This is a genomic window from Pseudomonas promysalinigenes, assembly GCF_014269025.2.
Taxonomy (GTDB): Bacteria; Pseudomonadota; Gammaproteobacteria; order Pseudomonadales; family Pseudomonadaceae; genus Aquipseudomonas; species Aquipseudomonas promysalinigenes.
On the sequence record NZ_CP077094.1, the window covers coordinates 3,929,605 to 3,946,234 of the forward strand.

Below are 16,630 nucleotides of genomic sequence, written 5' to 3' on the forward strand. Positions count from 1 at the left end.
CATGCGCCAGCTCAGCGACCTGTTGTACCGGCGCCCCAACCTCTACCTGGCATTGCTGTTGATTCCGCCATTGACCTGGTTCGGCGCCATCTATCTCGGCTCGCTGCTGGGTCTTTTGTGGCAAGGCTTCTACACCTTCGACGACTTCAGCATGACGGTCACCCCGCAGCTGACCCTGAGCAATTTCGTCGCGCTGCTGAACCCGTCGAATTTCGACATCATCCTGCGTACCTTGGCCATGGCTGTGGCGGTATCCCTGGCCAGCGCTGTGCTGGCCTTCCCCATCGCCTACTACATGGCGCGCTACACCCGCGGTAAGACCAAAGCGTTTTTCTACATCGCCGTGATGATGCCGATGTGGGCGAGCTATATCGTCAAGACCTACGCCTGGACCCTGCTACTGGCAAAAGGTGGGGTAGCCCAGTGGTTCGTCCAGCAGTTGCATCTGGATGCCCTGCTGCAAGCCATTCTGGCGGTACCGGGCGTGGGCGGTAGTACTTTGTCGACCTCGCACCTGGGGCGTTTCTTGGTATTCGTGTACATCTGGCTGCCGTTCATGATCCTGCCGATCCAAGCCTCGCTCGAACGCTTGCCGCCGTCGTTGCTGCAAGCCTCGGCAGACTTGGGTGCCAAGCCAGGCCAGACGTTCTTCCAGGTCATCCTGCCGCTGTCGATCCCAGGTATTGCCGCCGGGTCTATCTTCACCTTCTCACTGACCCTGGGTGACTTCATCGTGCCGCAACTTATCGGCCCGCCAGGCTACTTCATCGGCAGCATGGTCTATGCCCAGCAGGGTGCGATCGGCAACATGCCGATGGCCGCAGCTTTTACCTTGGTGCCGATCGTCCTGATCGCGGTTTACCTGTCGATCGTCAAACGTCTGGGGGCATTCGATGCACTCTGAAAAAGCATCCATGGGCCTGCGCGTGGCGGCTTGGGGCGGCTTGCTGTTCCTGCACTTCCCGATCCTGATCATTTTCCTGTATGCGTTCAATACCGAGGACGCAGCGTTCAGCTTCCCGCCCAAAGGTTTCACCCTCAAGTGGTTCAGCGCAGCTTTCGCCCGGCCCGATGTGCTCGACGCAATCAAACTGTCGCTGCAGGTGGCTGGCCTTGCCACGCTGATAGCCTTGGTGCTCGGCACCCTGGCATCGGCGGCACTGTACCGGCGCAACTTCTTCGGCAAAGAGAGCATCTCGCTGCTGCTGATCCTGCCCATTGCCCTGCCTGGCATCATCACCGGCATTGCGCTGCTTTCGGCGTTCAAAAGCCTGGGCATAGAGCCTGGGGTATTCACCATCGTGGTCGGCCACGCCACCTTCTGTGTGGTGATCGTCTACAACAACGTGGTTGCCCGCCTGCGGCGCACCTCGCAAAGTTTGATCGAGGCGTCCATGGACCTGGGTGCCGACGGTTGGCAGACCTTGCGCTACATCATCCTGCCCAACCTGGGTTCGGCACTGCTTGCCGGTGGCATGCTGGCCTTCGCCCTGTCGTTCGACGAAATCATCGTGACAACCTTCACAGCCGGCCACGAACGCACCTTGCCGATCTGGCTGCTCAACCAACTCAGCCGCCCACGCGATGTGCCAGTGACCAACGTAGTTGCCATGCTGGTAATGCTGGTGACCATGCTGCCGATTCTCGGTGCCTATTACCTGACCCGTGGCGGCGAAAGCGTTGCGGGCAGTGGCAAGTGACCCATAAGGAGCCCCCGATGCAAGTCAAAATGCTGATCAACGGTCATCTGGTAGCCGGCGAAGGCCCGGCATGGACTGTGCTCAACCCCGCCGAGGGTAGCGCCCTGGCACAGATCAACGAGGCCACCGAGGCACAGGTCGATACCGCCGTGCGAGCCGCCGACCAGGCTTTTGCTGGTTGGTCGCAGACCAGCCCCAAAGAGCGCTCGATGGCGCTGCTGGCAATCGCCGATGCCATCGAGGCCCATGGCCAAGAGCTGGCCCGGCTGGAATCGCAGAACTGCGGCAAACCGTTCGCCGCAGCCCTGAACGATGAAATCCCTGCCATCGCCGATGTGTTCCGTTATTTTGCCGGTGCCGCGCGCTGTCTCGGCGGCTCGGCGGCAGGTGAGTACCTGCCGGGCCATACGTCGATGATCCGCCGAGACCCTCTAGGTGTGGTCGCTTCGATCGCACCTTGGAACTACCCATTGATGATGCTGGCCTGGAAGATCGCCCCGGCCCTTGCGGCAGGCAACACCGTGGTCATCAAGCCCTCCGAATTGACTCCGCTGACCGCCCTGCGCCTGGGCGAACTGGCCCAGCAGCTGCTGCCACCTGGGGTGCTCAACATTCTGTTCGGCCGTGGGCAAACGGTGGGCAACCCACTGGTGACTCATCCCAAGGTGCGCATGGTGTCCCTGACAGGCTCCATACCTACCGGTGCCCACATCATCGGCGCCACCGCCAGCAGCGTGAAACGCATGCACATGGAACTGGGCGGCAAAGCACCGGTTATCGTATTCGACGACGCCGATGTCGAGGCGGCCATCGAGGGTATTCGTACTTTCGGCTTCTACAACGCCGGCCAGGATTGCACCGCAGCCTGCCGCTTGTACGTGCAGTCGGGTATCTATGACCGCTTCGTCGAGCAGTTGGGCAAGGCGGTTTCCAGCCTCAAGGTGGGCGTGCAGGATGCCGAGGATACCGAGCTGGGCCCTCTGATCAGTGCCCAGCACCGCGACAAGGTCGCAGGTTTGGTCCAGCGCGCCATCGCCCAGCCCCATATACGCCTGGTGACCGGCGGCAACGCCATTGCGGGGGACGGCTTCTTTTTCGCGCCCACCGTGCTGGCTGACGCCTTGCAGGATGACGAGATCGTGCGCAACGAGGTGTTCGGCCCGGTGGTATCGGTCACGCGCTTCAACACCGAGGAACAGGCGCTGGAATGGGCCAACGACTCCGATTATGGCCTGGCATCATCGGTATGGACCCGCGACACCGGTCGTGCCCACCGGCTGGCGGCGCGCTTGCAGTATGGCTGCACTTGGGTCAATACCCACTTCATGCTGGTCAGCGAAATGCCCCACGGTGGGCAGAAGCATTCCGGATATGGCAAGGATATGTCGATGTACGGGCTGGAAGACTACACCTGCGTGCGGCATGTGATGATCAAGCACTGACGGGGCGGGACTGCGGGGCCATGGGGTGCTCGATGCCAACGAGCTTCGAGCACCGCGTGGGCGGCGCTCGATTTGCGCCACACCGCCCCACTACAGCCTTGAACCCTCAGTAAAAAAACCTAATCGCGCAGATCCGACTCATGAATCGGATTGGCCCGGCTGGTCGCCCGTTGGTACTGCGCAGGCCAGGTGGCCTTGTTGCCGCCCAGGTCGTCATCGGCGTGCAGCGGCCAGTAAGGGTCACGCAGCAGTTCCCGCGCGAGGAAGATCAAATCAGCCTGCCCGGTGCGCAGAATGTGCTCGGCCTGTGCCGGCTCGGTGATCATGCCGACGGTGCCCGTGGCAATCTCGGCCTCCTTGCGCACACGCTCGGCGAAGCGGGTCTGATAACCAGGGCCTGTAGGGATTTCGGCATTGACCGAGGTGCCACCTGAGGACACGTCGATCAGGTCGACACCCAGCAGCCGCAGACGGCGCGCCAGTTCTACGGTTTCGTCCGGGTTCCAGCCATCCTCGACCCAATCGGTTGCCGAGACACGCACGAACAGCGGCAGCTCTGCGGGCCAGACCTTGCGCACCGCTTCGACCACTTGCAGAGTCAGGCGAATGCGGTTTTCGAAGCAACTGCCGTATTCGTCGCGCCTCTGGTTGCTCAGCGGTGAGAGAAACTGGTGCAGCAAATAACCGTGGGCGGCATGGATTTCGACCACCTTGAAACCAGCTTTCAGTGCCCGCTCGGTCGAGGCAACGAATGCTTCAACCACCTCTTGAATTTCGTCTTTGCTCAGCTCGCGCGGCGGTGTGTGCTGTGGGTCGAACGCGATCTTTGACGGCCCCACCGGCTGCCAGCCACCGTCCTCGATCTTCACGCTACCGTGTTTGCCAAGCCAAGGCTTGAAGGTACTGGCCTTGCGCCCAGCATGGGCCAACTGGATGCCCGGCACGGCGCCTTGGGCGGTGATGAAACGGGTAATGCGCTGCAACGGCGCGATCTGATCGTCGTTCCACAGGCCAAGGTCTTCGGCAGTGATGCGACCATCGGCAGTCACTGCGACGGCTTCGCTGATGACCAGGCCCGCGCCACCCACGGCGCGGCTGCCCAGGTGTACGAGATGCCAGTCATTGGCAAGGCCATCGACCGAAGAATACTGGCACATCGGCGAGACCGCGATGCGGTTGGGTAGCTTCAGCTGACGCAGGGTGTAAGGCTCGAGCAGCAGGCTCATGAGGGCACCTCCCAAGGACTCCAATGGTGATCGGCCCGGACGCTCAGAAGCACATCCTTGGCCCGGTGCCGGTCATTAACCAGACTAGACCAGATTGGTGGGGGTAAAGGTTCCGTGCAATCGCTGGGTTACGCCCAAAGGTGCGCGGGGCGTTCCAGGTTGAGGGTCACCCGAGCATCGCCCACGTTCAGCCGCCCTTGACCTCGAACCTTACACCCAAGCCCTCAGCGCGCCTCCATGTGGGCGATCATCAACTGTACACTTTCGTTACCGCGGAACTCGTTGACATCCAGCTTGTACGCCAACTCCACCCAACGCACCGTCGGGTTCGGCCAAACCTCCCGGTCGATGCCGAAGGCAATACCGTCCAGCCGAACGGAGCCGCACTCGCTTTTAAGCACCACCTTCAAGTGCCGCTCGCCGACTACGCGTTGCTCCACCAGCTGGAACACGCCATGAAACAGCGGCTCGGGAAAATGCTGACCCCAAGGCCCGGCGTTGCGCAAGGCCTTGGCCAGGTCGAGGTGAAACTCCTCCACCGCCAGGCTACCGTCGGACAGCAGACGCCCGGTCAGGTCGTCCTCACGCAATTGCCTGCGCACTTCTTCGTCGAACGCCGCGGCAAATGCCGGGAAGTGGCTTTCAGGCAGGGACAGGCCTGCCGCCATGGCGTGGCCGCCAAACTTGCTGATCAGCTGCGGATGGCGCGCCGCGACTGCATCCAGTGCATCGCGAATGTGCAAGCCTGGCACAGAACGTGCCGACCCCTTGAGCATGCCGTCGCCGGCGTCGGCAAAGGCGATGGTCGGCCGGTGGTAACGTTCCTTCAACCGCGACGCGAGAATCCCGATCACGCCTTGGTGCCAATCGGCATCGAATAGGCACAAGCCATACGGCATGGACTCGACGGGCAGGTCCTTGAGCTGGGCCAGCGCCTCGCGCTGCATGCCCTGCTCGATCGACTTGCGGTCCTGGTTCAGCTCATCCAGCTGTTGCGCCATGGCCTGGGCCAGAGCCGGGTCATCGCACAGCAGGCACTCGATACCCAGGCTCATGTCGTCCAGACGCCCGGCTGCATTGAGCCGTGGGCCGAGGATGAAACCAAGATCAGTGGAGGTAATGCGCCGGTGGTCGCGCCGCGCCACCTCAAGAATGGCCTTCAGCCCCGGGCGCGCCCGGCCAGCACGGATACGTTCCAGGCCCTGGTGCACGAGGATGCGGTTGTTGGCATCCAGCGGCACTACGTCGGCAACGCTACCGAGGGCAACCAGGTCAAGCAGCTCACCGATATTCGGTTGCGGCTGGGTCTCGTAGCGGCCAAGGCTGCGCAGGCGTGCGCGCAGCGCCATCAGCACATAGAAGATCACCCCTACTCCGGCCAGTGACTTGCTGGGGAAGCTGCAGCCAGGCTGGTTTGGGTTGACGATGGCATCGGCATCGGGCAACTGTTGGCCCGGCAGGTGGTGATCGGTGACCAACACCTTCAAGCCGGCGGCCTTGGCAGCGGCAACGCCTTCAACGCTGGAGATACCATTGTCCACGGTTACCAGCAAATCTGGCCGACGTTCGAGAGCGACCTGGACGATTTCAGGTGTCAGTCCATAGCCATATTCGAAGCGATTGGGCACCAGGTAATCGACATGGGCTGCGCCCAGCAAGCGCAGGCCGAGCACCCCTACGGTGCTGGCGGTGGCGCCATCTGCGTCGAAGTCGCCCACGATGAGGATGCGCTGGCCCAGGTCGATGGCAGCGACCAACAAGTCGACAGCGGCCTCGATGCCTTTGAGTTGCTGATAGGGCAGCAGCCGCGCCAGGCTCTTGTCCAGCTCGGCCTCGTTCTGTACGCCGCGGGCTGCATACAGGCGGGTCAGCAACGGTGGCAGATTACCCAGGAACGGTAGGGTCGTTGGTAATGGGCGGGGTTCGATACGCATGGGGTCTTCGGCAGTCAAATGTCAGTCGGTTCAACCACGCTCGCCGAGCAGCCATTGCAGCTGCACTTCATGCTGGCCACGGTCGTCGGTGACGAACACCGTGCCTTCGCTGATCATCACATCCCACTTGATGGTACGCGGCATGTCGGCCGCCAGCACTTCCAGCACTTCTTGCGGCACGGCGGCAATGCTCAGGTTCTTCAGGCCCTTGACCGCCCCCACCACCTTGCCTTCCCACACCCGCAGGCTGCCATAGGCCAGCAGGCTGGTGCGCTCGGTACGGCGCGAGCACCAGGTCAGGCGATCGGCATCTGGCTGGCCCACTTCGATCCAGTGCAGAATGCGGTCGTCCAGGCTTTTTTCCCACAGCGCCGCTTCATCGACATCGGAAAGACCACGGCCGAACGACAGGTTCTCGTCGTACCACAAGGCGTAGGCCAGCAGGCGCACGGCCATGCGCTCTTCGGTTTCCGAAGGGTGACGAGCGATGGTCTGGCGGACGTTTTCGTAAACGCCGCGATCAAGATCGGTCAGGTTCAGTTCGAATTTGTAAGTGGTTGACGGCTGGGCCATGGTCGACGGGGCTTCGTGCTTGGAGAAAAGTCACCTAGTCTACCCGATCCTGCCTGCGCTTGCGCCGCAGCAGTATCGGGCGCCACAGAGCTGTGCTAAAACCACCGCTCTGAACACTTGCCACGGATGCCCAATGTCGACGCCCAGCAAACCCCTCGCCGGCCTTAAAGTCATCGAACTCGGCACCTTGATCGCCGGGCCGTTCGCCTCGCGGATCTGCGCCGAATTCGGCGCCGATGTGATCAAGGTCGAGTCGCCCGACGGCGGCGACCCGCTGCGCAAATGGCGCAAGCTGTACGAGGGCACCTCCCTGTGGTGGTTCGTGCAGGCGCGCAACAAGCAGTCGTTGACCCTTAACCTCAAGCATCCCGAAGGCCAGCAAGTGCTCAAGCGGCTACTGAGCGAGGCCGACATCCTGATCGAGAACTTTCGCCCTGGCGTGCTGGAAAAACTCGGCCTGGGCTGGGATGTGCTGCATGCACTCAATCCGCGCCTGGTGATGGTGCGCTTGTCGGGTTTTGGCCAGACGGGGCCAATGAAAGATCAGCCAGGCTTCGGTGCAGTCGGTGAGTCGATGGGCGGGCTGCGCTACATCACCGGCTTCGACGACCGCCCACCGGTGCGCACGGGCATCTCCATTGGCGACTCGATCGCGGCATTGTGGGGCGTGATCGGCGCGCTTATGGCGCTGCGTCATCGCGAAGTCAACGGCGGCCTGGGCCAGGTGGTGGACGTAGCGCTCTACGAAGCTATCTTCGCCATGATGGAAAGCATGGTGCCGGAGTTCGACGTGTTCGGTTTCATCCGCGAACGCACCGGCAATATCATGCCGGGCATCACGCCCTCCTCCATCCACACCAGCGCCGACGGCAAACATGTGCAGATCGGTGCCAACGGTGATGCCATCTTCAAGCGCTTCATGCAGGCCATCGGCCGTGCGGACCTGGCCGATGACCCGAGCCTGGCCAGCAATGATGGCCGCGACGCACGGCGCGACGAGCTGTACGGGGTGATCGACCGCTGGGCCAACAGCGTGCCGCTTGAGCGAATGCTGACGGTACTCAACGACGCCGAAGTCCCGGCCAGCCGCATCTATTCGGCCGAAGACATGTTCAACGACCCCCAGTACCTGGCCCGCGAAATGTTCCTGCAGGCACGGCTGCCTGACGGCAAGCCGTTCAAGATGCCGGGCATCGTTCCAAAGCTTTCCGATACACCAGGGTCTGCCGATTGGGTTGGGCCGACGCTTGGGGAACACACCGATAGCGTGTTGGCGGCGCTGGGCTACGACCCGGCGGCGATTGCCAGCCTGCGCCAGGCGGGCACTGTCTGAGTTTGCCCCCCATGCGCTCGTTGGCCCTGTACTGCGCATTGCTGCTCGCACAGGTAGTTGCGCCTGCCCAGGCCAAGGATCGCCTGCTGTGGCTGGTGCGCGACCTGCCGCCGTTCACCGTGTTCGAGGGCACGGAGAAAGGCCAGGGGGTCATTGATCAAATGCTGCCGCTGCTGATCGAGCAGATGCCCGAGTATGACCATAGCATTGTCCGGGTAAACCGCGCGCGCGGCTTGCAGATGCTTCAGGACCCGCGCACATTCACCTGCGATCCCATGCTGCTGTGGACCGCCGAACGAGCGAAATTCGTGCAGTTCTCGCAACCGACACTGGGCGTGCTCAGCAGTGGCGTGGTGACGCTCAATACCTCGCAGGCGTTGCTGGAAAACTGGCTGCAAGACCGGCAGCTCGACCTCAAAGGCCTGCTAGGCAATACGACGTTGAAGCTGGGCATCGTCGCCGAACGCAGTTACAGCAGCCAGGTCGATGAGATCTTGCGCCAACTGCCCGATTCGGCCTTAAGCCGCCACTACGGCAATGACGCCACGGCAAATCTGTTGCAGATGCAGCAGTTAGGGCGCCTGCAAATGGTGCTGGGCTATTGGCCGGAGTTACGCTACCTGATTGAGCAACAGGGAGGCTCGCCGGCCGATTACCAGTTCCACTCCATCCAAGGTACCGATCGCTACCAGTTCATGTACGTGGGCTGTTCGGATACGCCGCTTGGGCATGCTGCAATCAGCCACATCGACCAACTCTTACCGGCGTTACGGCTGCATACGCTGCCGGCCCAATACGCGCGCTGGCTTGACCCGCAATCGCGGGCAACTTACTTGATCGACAGCAAAAGATTCTTCGAAAAACGCTGAACGGCAGACAAAAGAAACCCCGGACGCTGGGGAGGACGCCCGGGGCCAATCGAAAGTCCTGACGGACTCACCGCGCCCACCGGCCAGTACCGGAGCTGAGCACCGGCCGACTGCGCTTGATAGTTAGGAAAGGTAACTCAAGCAAAGGTTCCCTGAGGCTGCTGACGCTGCTGCACGGCAGCGATCACGCAGGGCTGCAAGCGCCCTTCGACAATCTGCAGGTCTCGATGCAACCCATCCACCAGGTCGATCAGCAGGGTTTGCTCTTGTAATTGGCGGGCACTGACGGTGCGCTTCAAAGCGCTGCCACCCAGGGCGTCAAAGAGGGTCAATTGGCGGTTGCCATTGGCATCCGGGGCGCCCAGCATGGCCTGATAGGGGGTAAGGGCGTCGTTGAGCAGTCTGCAGATTCGTTCCATCCGGATCACTCGCTTATTAGTGGACATGAATGAACTGACCAGCAAGCGCAGCGGAAAGTTCGCTGCGCTTGCTGGTGTCAGTGAGCGTGCCCTGCGCGAGTGACAGTTTGAATACGCTGCAACGCTTGTTGCCAGCGCCCGGCCGGCAGTGGCCAAGGGAGATCGGCAACCACCCACAAGCCTAGGCGCCTGGCTTCATCGGCAAGGTTGGGGCAACCCGCGTCGGGGTGCCCGACGAACAACACGGCGCGGCTGCTGCTGGCCCGCTCGAGCAAGGCCAGGCCATCGCCCGCGGCATGCTCGACGATCAGCAAATCGGCGTTTGGCTTGCGGGCCAGGCAGGTATCCAGATCGGCCAGGTCTTGTGTGACGCGCACGTTGAACAAACCATGGGCGTTGCAGGCCTGGTGAAGAAGAATTTGATGGGAAGGGTGTGCAGGGTGAATCAGCACGTAGGGCTGGCGCATGAACCGCTCCTTGGGGCAAGGAGCGGTCACTCTAGGCAAATCTTCCAGGCGCTTATGTAGGACGATTCTCAAAAAAACCAAAGACTCGTCTTGGCGGCCGCATCGCGGCCGCCAGACTCAAGCCCTTACAACGGCTTGCCGCGGTTGCCATGCTGGCTGACGAACGCCTGCACGGCCTTCAGATCATTGGCCAGCACCGTGCAACGTTCTTCACGGCTGAACAGGTCGCTCAGGTGCGCCGGCAGCTCCAGGGCCTTGCCGACACCGGCTTTCTCCACCGCTTCGGGGAACTTGACCGGGTGCGCAGTACCCAGCACCACCATTGGTGTGTCCAGGCTGCGGCGGCACTCGCGGGCGGCCTTGACGCCAATGGCGGTATGCGGGTCGAGCACTTCACCAGTGGCAGCGAATACCTCTGCGATGGTTTCGCAGGTCTGCTCGTCACTGACGGCCAGCGAATCGAATAGCTTGCGCGCCTCGGTCCAACGGTCTTGCTCGACGCTGAAGCCGCCACCTTGCTTGAAGCTCGCCATCAGCTCGGCCAGCGCTGCACCATTGCGCCCGTGCAGGTCGAACAGCAGGCGCTCGAAGTTGGACGACACCATGATGTCCATCGACGGCGACAAGGTCGCATGCAGGGTTTCCTTGACGTACTGGTTGCCGCTCATGAAGCGGTGCAGGATGTCGTTGCGGTTGGTGGCCACGATCAATTGGCTGACCGGCAGGCCCATATTGCGCGCCAGGTAACCGGCAAAAATGTCACCGAAGTTGCCGGTTGGCACCGAGAACGCCACCGAACGGGCTGGGCCGCCCAACTGCAACGCCGCGTGGAAGTAATAGACGATCTGGGCCATGATTCGCGCCCAGTTGATCGAGTTGACCGCGACCAGGCGTGTGCCTTTGAGGAACGACTGGTCGGCGAAGCTGGCCTTGACCATTTCCTGGCAGTCATCGAAGTTGCCTTCGATGGCGATGTTGTGCACGTTGTCGCCGAACAGCGTGGTCATCTGGCGACGTTGCACTTGCGACACACGCTGATGCGGATGCAGGATGAAAATGTCGACATTCTCGCAGCTGCGGCAGCCTTCGATGGCGGCGGAGCCGGTGTCACCGCTGGTGGCGCCGATGATCACCACGCGCTCGTTGCGCTTGGCCAGTACATGGTCGAGCAGGCGGCCGAGCAGTTGCAGGGCAAAGTCCTTGAACGCCAGGGTTGGGCCGTGGAACAGCTCCAACACCCACTCGTTGCTGTTGAGCTGGCGCAGCGGGGCGACCGCAGCGTGGGCGAACTTGCCGTAGGTTTCTTCGAGGATCTTCTTGAAGTCGGCATCGGCGATGCTGCCTTCGACGAACGGGCGCATCACCCGGAAGGCCAGCTCGTGATACGGCAGGCCAGCCCAAGAAGCGATTTCTTCCTGAGTAAAGCGTGGCAGGTTTTCAGGAACATACAGGCCACCGTCGCTGGCCAGGCCAGCCAGCAGCACGTCTTCGAAATTCAGGGCCGGTGCCTGGCCGCGGGTACTGATATAGCGCATGGGTGCAAACCTTCGATGCTAGGGCCGCCAAGCGGCCCGAGTGGCAAATTAATTCAGCTGTTCGACGCGGATACGCACGACCTTGCCGACTACGTCCTGCAGGCCTTCCAGAGCGACGATGGCGTCGTTGATGCCCTGCTCGACCACACGGTGGGTCAGCAGGATCATCGGTACCAGGCCGTCCTGTTCCTCGGCTTCCTTCTGCATGATCGACTCGATGTTGATGCCACGCTCGGACAAGATGCTAGCGACCTGAGCCAGCACGCCTGGGTGGTCCTTGGCCTGAATGCGCAGGTAGTAGGCACTTTCGCAGGCTTCGATCGGCAGGATCGGGTGGGCCGACAGCGAGTCTGGCTGGAAGGCCAGGTGCGGTACGCGATTTTCCGGATCGCAGGTCATGGCACGAACCACATCGACCAAGTCGCCGACCACCGACGAAGCGGTTGGCTCCATGCCGGCGCCAGCGCCGTAGTACAAGGTGGAACCTGCCGCGTCCCCGTTGACCATCACCGCGTTCATCACGCCGTTGACGTTGGCGATCAAGCGATCGGCTGGGATCAGCGTCGGGTGCACGCGCAATTCGATGCCCTCGGCGGTGCGGCGGGCCACACCCAGGTGTTTGATGCGATAGCCCAGCGCTTCGGCATAGTTCACATCGGCAGTGGTCAGCTGGGTGATGCCCTCGGTATAGGCCTTGTCGAACTGCAGCGGGATGCCAAAGGCGATGGACGCCAGGATGGTCAGCTTGTGCGCGGCGTCGATGCCTTCCACGTCGAAGGTCGGGTCGGCTTCGGCATACCCCAGGGCCTGGGCTTCGGCCAGCACATCGGGGAAGGCACGGCCTTTTTCGCGCATTTCGGTGAGGATGAAGTTACCGGTGCCGTTGATGATGCCGGCCAGCCAGTTGATGCGGTTGGCCGACAGCCCTTCGCGGATTGCCTTGATCACCGGGATGCCGCCAGCAACGGCCGCTTCGAAGGCGACGATGACGCCCTTCTCGCGGGCCTTGGCGAAGATTTCGTTACCGTGCACGGCGATCAACGCCTTGTTGGCGGTGACCACGTGCTTGCCGTTTTCGATGGCCTTGAGCACTAAATCGCGGGCAATGGTGTAGCCGCCGATCAGCTCGATGACAATGTCGATTTCCGGGTTGTTCGCCACTTCGAACACGTCAGCGGTAATGGGGGTACCGGTAATCTGGCAGTTCGGGTTCTGCGAGCGCATGGCAATCTGTGCCACTTCAATACCGCGCCCGGCACGGCGGGCGATCTCCTCGGCGTTGCGCTGAAGTACATTGAAGGTTCCGCCACCGACGGTCCCCAACCCACAGATGCCTACTTTGACCGGTTTCACTGTGAACTCCCCATTGAACGGCCGGTGCCTTCACCGACCGTGAAACATGCCGTCACCCCATGACGACGGCGTACTGAATGAATTACTTGGCGGCCTGCTCGCCTGCCAAGGCCAGCTTGGCCACTTGCGGTGCCGGTTGGTAACCCGGAATGACGTGCCCGTTCTCGAGCACGATGGCGGGCGTACCGTTGACACCGATCTGCTGGCCAAGCTGGAACTGCTTGCTGACCGGGTTGGCGCACTTGGCGGCCTTGATTTCTTTGCCTTCGACCATCTTGTCCATCGCCGCGCGGCGGTCGCTGGAACACCAGACTGCCTGCAACTGCTGATCGCCCGGCGAGCCCAGGCCCTGACGCGGGAACGCAACGTAGCGCACTTCGATACCGCGGCGGTTGAGCTCGGGTACTTCGGCGTGCAGCTTGTGGCAGTACGGGCAGGTAGTGTCGGTGAACACGGTGATGTGCGACTTGGTTTCGCCTTTGGCAGGATAAACCACGGTTTCGGCGGCAGGAATGCCATTGATGAGCTTGGCAACACCCTGGCGCTCGGCCTTCTCGGTGAGGTTCACCGGCTTGCCGTCCTGCAATTGGTACAGATAGCCCTGCATCACATACTGGCCATCAGCGCTGGCATACAGCACACGACCACCTTGCAGCTTGACTTCATAGAGACCGTTGAGCGGGCTGCTGCCGACGCTCTCCACGGGCACTTCGAGTTCAAGGTTCTGCAACGACTTGCGAATGGCCTGCTCGGGGCTGGTGTTGCTATCGGCCGCGGCAACGGCAACGGTGCTGGCCAGCGCCAACATGGCGACGGCGAAAAACTGGGTCACGCGCATGGAAAACTCCTGGAGGCGGACAAGGGCCGGAAACGTCAGCTGCGGCAAAAACCCGGTGACCGTGCAGCCCTTGATGCAAACCGCCCAAGACTATCACATCACGCTACTGATAAAGCGGCCTGCTAGGACCAGTCGGCGGAACATGAACAACATTCATCCACGTGGATGGTGTTGGGCATGCAGTTGTTGCAGCCGAGCCTTTGCCACATGGGTGTAGATCTGCGTGGTCGACAAGTCGCTGTGGCCCAGTAGCATCTGCACCACGCGCAGGTCGGCGCCATGGTTGAGCAGGTGAGTGGCGAAAGCATGGCGCAGGGTATGCGGCGACAGCGGCTTATCGATACCGGCTACCCGAGCGTGATGCTTGATGCGATGCCAGAAGGTCTGCCGGGTCATCTGCTCACCGCGCTGGCTGGGAAACAGCACATCGCTGGGGCGGCCGTTGAGCAGCTCGGCGCGGCCATCGCGCACGTAGCGCTCGATCCACAGCACTGCCTCCTCGCCCATCGGCACCAAGCGCTCCTTGCTGCCCTTGCCCATTACCCGCAGCACCCCCTGGCGGAGATTGACCTGGTCAAGGGTCAAACCCACCAGTTCGGTCACCCGCAAGCCGCAGGCATACAGCACCTCGAGCATGGCCCGGTCGCGCTGGCCAATCGCCTCACCCAGCTCCGGTGCATGCAGCAACGCTTCGACGTCGGCTTCTGACAAGGATTTAGGCAAAGGGCGACCAAGCTGCGGCATGTCCACCTGTAGAGTGGGGTCGACAGCAACCAGCCTTTCCCGCAGCAAATAGCGAAAAAACCCACGCAGGCCGGACAGAAAACGCGCTGTGGAGCGAGGCTTGTAGCCTTGGTCAAGACGCCAGGCCAAATGATCGAGGATCAGATCACGGCCCGCATCCGGCAACGCCACCGTGCGTTCCTGTAGCCAACCGTTGAACAAGGCCAGATCACTGCGGTAGGAGGCCCGGGTGTTGTCTGACAGGCCCTTTTCAAGCCACAGGGCGTCGAGGAACTGGTCGATCAGGGGATGGTCAAGAGCTGGCATGAATTCACAGTGGCAAACAACATAATGGCGCTTAGTCTTTCATAACATCGTCGGCATAGGGAGCCCGCATGAACGAACAGCAGATACTTCTGAGTGTGGGCGGCATCGGCGCGGCGGCGCTGGCCTGCCAGTGGCTAGCCTGGCGGATGAAACTGCCTGCCATTTTGTTCCTGCTGTTGTGCGGTATCGTTGCTGGCCCGGTACTGGGCTGGCTGTCACCCGAAGCACTGTTCGGCCCGTTGTTGATGCCACTGGTTTCACTGGCCGTGGCATTGATCCTGTTCGAAGGCAGCCTGACTTTGCATCTGTCGCAGTGGCGGGATATCGGCAGTGTGGTGCATCGGCTGGTCACCCTCGGCGCCTTGGCCACATGGCTGGTGATCGCCGTCGCCACCCACTGGCTGCTTGCATTCGAGTGGCCGCTGGCGATTCTGTTCGGCGCCCTGACCCTGGTCACCGGCCCTACCGTGATCGTGCCCATGCTGCGCGTGGTCCGGCCCAACGCCACGATCGCCAATATCCTGCGCTGGGAGGGCATCGTCATCGACCCGATCGGTGCCTTGCTGGCGGTGGTGGTGTACAGCTTCATTATCGCCAGTGGCAGCGGTGAGGGCTTGAGCCAGAGCCTGATTACCTTCGCCGGGGTCATCCTGTGCGGCAGTGCGCTGGGGGCAGCCGGTGGCTGGCTGCTGGGCCAGGTAATGCGCGAGCAGTGGCTTCCAGAGTATCTGCACAATCTGGCCTCCCTAGCCGCCGTGCTGGGCATCTTCATTGCTGCCAATCAGATCGCCCACGAGTCCGGGCTGCTGGCGGTCACGGTGATGGGCATGTGGCTGGCCAATATGCGTGGAGTGGATGTGCAGCAGATCCTGCACTTCAAAGAAAACCTCAGCGTCCTGCTGATTTCCGGGTTGTTCATCCTACTGGCTGCCCGCCTTGACCTGCAGGCCTTGTTCTCACTGGGCCCTGCGGTCATCGTCCTGCTGCTGGCCATTCAGTTGCTGGCCAGGCCGTTGAATGTGCTGGTTTCCACAGCCGGTTCCTCGTTGAAGTGGCGTGAACGCGCGCTGCTGGCCTGGATCGCGCCGCGGGGGATAGTTGCCGCGGCGGTGTCGGCGGTGTTCGCCATCCGCCTGGATGAAGCCGGTCACCACTCGGCCTTGCTGCTGGTGCCACTGACCTTTGCCGTGATCATTGGCACGGTGGTGCTGCAAAGCGCTACCGCCCGGCCGCTGGCGCGCCTGCTCAGGGTTGCCGAGCCTGCCCCCAGTGGCTTTCTGCTGGTGGGTGCCAACCCGCCGGCGCGCACTCTGGCCAAGGCTTTGCAACAGCTGGGTTGCCGCGTGCTGCTGACCGATTCAAGCTGGGAAAACATCCGGGCGGCACGTATGGATGGCCTGCCGACCTACTTCGGCAACCCGGCATCCCAGCACGCCGACGCCCACCTGGACCTGGTGGGCCTGGGCCATTTGCTGGGGCTCTCCCCAGCAGGTGAACTCAATGCCCTGGCGTGCGCACGGTTTCGTCACGATTTCGGCCACAAACGGCTGTTCGTGCTGGCCAGCGGCCTGGAAAACCAACGCAGCGACAAACACCGCGCCAGCGAACTACACAGGGGCCAACTGCTCGGTTCAAGCCCGATGACCTACCTGCAACTGGCCAACCGCCTACATTTGGGGGGCGAACTGTTCAGTACTACGCTCACTGAAGCTTTCAGCTGGGAACAGTACCAAGCACTGCATGGCGAGAGGGCGACCTTGCTGTTCGCCCGCGACGCCAACGGCTGGGTACATGTCGCGTGTCCGGACACCCCGCTCACCCCGCAAGCGGGCTGGACGCTGGTTTCGCTGATCGACCCACAGCGGCAAGACGGCCAGCCCGAGCAGTGAGG

The 16,630-nt window shown here is 62.0% G+C and carries 15 protein-coding genes; 6 read left to right on the forward strand and 9 right to left on the reverse strand.

Translation table 11 applies throughout. The features are described 5' to 3' along the window. Position 1: 1 nt before the first annotated feature. From HU725_RS17850 to HU725_RS17860, 3 genes are read left to right on the forward strand one after another with little or no spacing between them, the layout of a single operon-like run. Positions 2-904 carry an ABC transporter permease gene (locus tag HU725_RS17850; protein WP_060478397.1) on the forward strand — a complete coding sequence of 301 codons (903 nt, stop codon included), beginning with the start codon at positions 2-4 and terminating at the stop codon, positions 902-904. Continuing rightward, positions 894-1,700, forward strand: a complete 807-nt coding sequence (locus tag HU725_RS17855) for an ABC transporter permease (protein ID WP_186477759.1) — start codon at positions 894-896, stop codon at positions 1,698-1,700. The genes HU725_RS17850 and HU725_RS17855 overlap by 11 nt, the downstream gene beginning before the upstream one ends. Positions 1,701-1,717: 17 nt before the next feature. Continuing rightward, entirely contained in the window at positions 1,718-3,142 is a 1,425-nt protein-coding gene (locus tag HU725_RS17860) for a gamma-aminobutyraldehyde dehydrogenase (RefSeq protein ID WP_060478399.1), read from the forward strand. 119 nt (positions 3,143-3,261) lie between these two features. Here HU725_RS17860 and HU725_RS17865 read toward each other — a convergent pair whose 3' ends face one another. From HU725_RS17865 to HU725_RS17875, 3 genes are all read right to left on the reverse strand, one after another. Next, complete coding sequence (locus HU725_RS17865; protein WP_060478400.1) at positions 3,262-4,368, reverse strand: NADH:flavin oxidoreductase/NADH oxidase; 1,107 nt, start codon at positions 4,366-4,368, stop codon at positions 3,262-3,264. A 224-nt stretch (positions 4,369-4,592) separates the two neighbouring features. Next, positions 4,593-6,302 (reverse strand): single-stranded-DNA-specific exonuclease RecJ, encoded by a 1,710-nt coding sequence (recJ, locus tag HU725_RS17870; protein WP_186477758.1) that lies wholly within the window; start codon positions 6,300-6,302, stop codon positions 4,593-4,595. A gap of 30 nt (positions 6,303-6,332) precedes the next feature. Then, the gene (locus HU725_RS17875) at positions 6,333-6,875 is read right to left on the reverse strand and encodes a YaeQ family protein (protein WP_186477757.1); all 543 of its coding nucleotides are present in this window, start codon (positions 6,873-6,875) and stop codon (positions 6,333-6,335) included. Between the two features lie 133 nt (positions 6,876-7,008). On the opposite strand from HU725_RS17875, the gene HU725_RS17880 reads away from it, so the two are divergent. After that, on the forward strand, positions 7,009-8,208 hold the full coding sequence (locus HU725_RS17880; protein ID WP_060478403.1) for a CaiB/BaiF CoA transferase family protein: 1,200 nt from the start codon (positions 7,009-7,011) through the stop codon (positions 8,206-8,208). A gap of 11 nt (positions 8,209-8,219) precedes the next feature. Beyond that, complete coding sequence (locus tag HU725_RS17885) at positions 8,220-9,077, forward strand: TIGR02285 family protein (protein ID WP_186477756.1); 858 nt, start codon at positions 8,220-8,222, stop codon at positions 9,075-9,077. Positions 9,078-9,214: 137 nt separating this feature from the next. Here the strand turns inward: HU725_RS17885 and HU725_RS17890 are convergent, their stop codons facing one another. The 6 genes from HU725_RS17890 to xerD all read right to left on the reverse strand — a co-directional run bounded on the left by HU725_RS17890 (position 9,215) and on the right by xerD (position 14,739). Continuing rightward, positions 9,215-9,496: a DUF3509 domain-containing protein gene (locus tag HU725_RS17890; RefSeq protein WP_186477797.1), complete on the reverse strand. Its 282-nt coding sequence runs from the start codon at positions 9,494-9,496 to the stop codon at positions 9,215-9,217. Positions 9,497-9,573: 77 nt separating this feature from the next. After that, a complete protein-coding gene (locus HU725_RS17895; RefSeq protein ID WP_060478406.1) occupies positions 9,574-9,963 on the reverse strand; it encodes a hypothetical protein in 390 nt (129 codons plus the stop codon). 125 nt (positions 9,964-10,088) lie between these two features. Then, positions 10,089-11,498 carry a threonine synthase gene (gene thrC / locus HU725_RS17900; RefSeq protein ID WP_186477755.1) on the reverse strand — a complete coding sequence of 470 codons (1,410 nt, stop codon included), beginning with the start codon at positions 11,496-11,498 and terminating at the stop codon, positions 10,089-10,091. 48 nt (positions 11,499-11,546) lie between these two features. Further along, the gene (locus HU725_RS17905) at positions 11,547-12,851 is read right to left on the reverse strand and encodes a homoserine dehydrogenase (protein WP_186477754.1); all 1,305 of its coding nucleotides are present in this window, start codon (positions 12,849-12,851) and stop codon (positions 11,547-11,549) included. A gap of 82 nt (positions 12,852-12,933) precedes the next feature. Next, positions 12,934-13,689, reverse strand: coding sequence for a thioredoxin fold domain-containing protein (locus HU725_RS17910; RefSeq protein WP_060479322.1), 756 nt, complete (start codon positions 13,687-13,689; stop codon positions 12,934-12,936). A gap of 153 nt (positions 13,690-13,842) precedes the next feature. Further along, positions 13,843-14,739 carry a site-specific tyrosine recombinase XerD gene (xerD, locus tag HU725_RS17915; protein WP_186477753.1) on the reverse strand — a complete coding sequence of 299 codons (897 nt, stop codon included), beginning with the start codon at positions 14,737-14,739 and terminating at the stop codon, positions 13,843-13,845. 68 nt (positions 14,740-14,807) lie between these two features. Between xerD and HU725_RS17920 the strand changes: the two genes are divergently transcribed. Continuing rightward, positions 14,808-16,628 carry a cation:proton antiporter gene (locus tag HU725_RS17920; protein ID WP_186477752.1) on the forward strand — a complete coding sequence of 607 codons (1,821 nt, stop codon included), beginning with the start codon at positions 14,808-14,810 and terminating at the stop codon, positions 16,626-16,628. Positions 16,629-16,630 lie beyond the last annotated feature (2 nt).